Genomic DNA, 2,161 nt, shown 5'->3' on the forward strand with positions numbered 1-2,161 from the left:
GCGTAACCGTCGTCTTGCCCGCGCCCGGCTGTGCAATCAATACGGCAGCCGGATGGGATTGCAGCGCATTTTTAAGCTCGGGTATAATTTGAATGATAGGCAGTTGTTTATCTGTCAAAGAAATCTCTCCAATGATACGCAGATGCGTAGAATCTAAGTGTTGTTTCTATACGAGCAACGAATTTGCTTTATTATTGTGAATTTTTCACTACCTGTAATTATTATGGTTCGAATGACGAAGCTCCGCTTCTATCCCTCCAACCGCTTACGCACAGCCGGCTCATATTCATAAAATACCGACGAAGCGTTCAGCCCTCTTTCCTCCAGCAGCATGCGTAGACGAAGCGATTTTTCAGTCAGCTTGCGACTAATCTGCTGTTGCTCTCCCGCCTCACGACAAGCATGGAGCAAATCGCGTAGCTGTACGCACTCCTTCTGCAATTGAAGCTCCTCCGGTAAAATGCCCGCATTTTTCAATAGCTTGTACGACATACGCAGCTCCTCTGGCACATGTGATAAATCCTCAATAACCAGCGGCTTGCCTGCTCCCTGCAAGTCATCAAATTCGCCCTTCGCCATAGCTTCAACGATTTTCTGTTCTGCCATTCTGTAGAACATTCCCATAGATCAACTCAACTCCTGTATAAACATATGTACAACCATATTGGATCATAAAAATGGGGTCTTTCGTCACTGTAGCATAAATCTCCTGAAGATGTCCTGCATTCATGGGGAAAAGAGGGAGGGATTATTCTTCAATTCCCAGCAAATGGGATACTTGTGTTCTATGCCTTTTGGCCTTACGTGTTCCGTGAATAAGATTGGACAATCGGCTAGGTGGTATATGATATGTCTCACAAAATGTTTTCTGGTCCATTTGTTTCTCAACCAGCTTTTGTTTGATTTTCCACCCAAAAGGGGTTACAGCATTGCGTTTATTCAACTTTATTACCTCCAGGTTAAGTTTTGCTCTAATAATAAGTTCGTTAAGATTTTGATTTGCACGTTTGGTATTGATTCAAAAGATCATCCAGTTTCTTGGATTGTTCAATCACTTTGGGATGCGTTAAAAATCCGTATTTTTTCTGGAGTTGGTACAGTCTTTTTCTAGCCCGCTCGACACGAAGTAAAGTCACACCTTGATTCATCAGCATGATTCCCCCTTCTGTGTCATATCCTAATGCAAACCGTCAACTTTTGGATTATTTAATGATTCACTCAACAAAAAAAGTGCTTCCGGAACATTCCAGAGGCACTTTATGTCGATTTATATTAATTTGGTAAATGTTACGAAACTCCTTCAAGCTGAACTTAAAAGTTACCTATTGTGCCACTGCGCAGTCGGATGGTGCTTCCCATCGCCACCGCCCCCGAATTTCTCGAATAAAGCTTAGGATAAGGGTAGAAATCCGGGGACAAAAGCGACCGCTTTTCGCTTGTACAGCACCATTCCGCCTACTTCGTTTTCCATGTACTTTTTTTAGTTCAGCTTATAAATCAGACTTTTCAATGTTATTTACATATGGCGCTTGGAATCTAACACCGAGAAGCTAATTACTACTAATAATAAAATAATCTTTCCGTTCGCCCTTCATTAACTAAACTTTCATACTTTACATAAGCTTTAAGGTCTGAGAATTCTTTAAATTGCTCAAATAACCTAATGCATCTAATAAAAAAGTCTTCTTTGTTAATGGCTAAAGATTTAGATAAAACGTCCAGTAAGTATTTAAAGCCATGTGAGTAGCTACCTCTATTCAAGTAATATTTAGCCAGTTCATATTTAAAACGCGTTGTTTGTTCTGGTACCACTTGATGGGTATACATATCAGCAGATGATTGCTGTTGGGTGATAGAATCAACCTCCGTTTCAAAACGCAGAAGTATGTCATCCACATCTATCTGATATTGATTAGCTGCCATTATAATATTTATCAGATTGGCAATCATTTCTTTTTCAGTGTTATCTGGCGATGACATAATATATTTAACATAATTGTGTAGCGTACTTAAATCGCCCGATAAAAGCTTGTATACGTAAGTATTTCCTTCTGCCCAATGTTGATACAGTTTTATCCAATACAGGGTGTCCTCATCCGTCTCTAATACCCAATCTAAATCAGCATAGGCGTATGTATATTGTAGAGCTTGCTCATAATCG

Annotated in this window: 3 protein-coding genes and 1 pseudogene; all 4 read right to left on the minus strand. The window is 40.1% G+C overall.

Annotation, left to right across the window (positions count from 1 at the left end; all coding sequences use genetic code 11):
- Positions 1-249: 249 nt before the first annotated feature.
- Positions 250-624 (minus strand): DnaJ family domain-containing protein, encoded by a 375-nt coding sequence (locus L696_RS0121705; RefSeq protein ID WP_025685514.1) that lies wholly within the window; start codon positions 622-624, stop codon positions 250-252.
- Positions 625-748: 124 nt separating this feature from the next.
- Positions 749-943 carry a hypothetical protein gene (locus L696_RS32115; RefSeq protein ID WP_025685515.1) on the minus strand — a complete coding sequence of 65 codons (195 nt, stop codon included), beginning with the start codon at positions 941-943 and terminating at the stop codon, positions 749-751.
- A gap of 43 nt (positions 944-986) precedes the next feature.
- Positions 987-1,154 carry an aspartyl-phosphate phosphatase Spo0E family protein gene (locus L696_RS29830; protein ID WP_081750775.1) on the minus strand — a complete coding sequence of 56 codons (168 nt, stop codon included), beginning with the start codon at positions 1,152-1,154 and terminating at the stop codon, positions 987-989.
- A gap of 406 nt (positions 1,155-1,560) precedes the next feature.
- Positions 1,561-2,161 (minus strand): annotated as a pseudogene (locus L696_RS31030) (transcriptional regulator); the annotation flags it as partial.

It is taken from the genome of Paenibacillus maysiensis, from assembly GCF_000520815.1.
Classification (GTDB): Bacteria; Bacillota; Bacilli; order Paenibacillales; family Paenibacillaceae; genus Paenibacillus; species Paenibacillus maysiensis.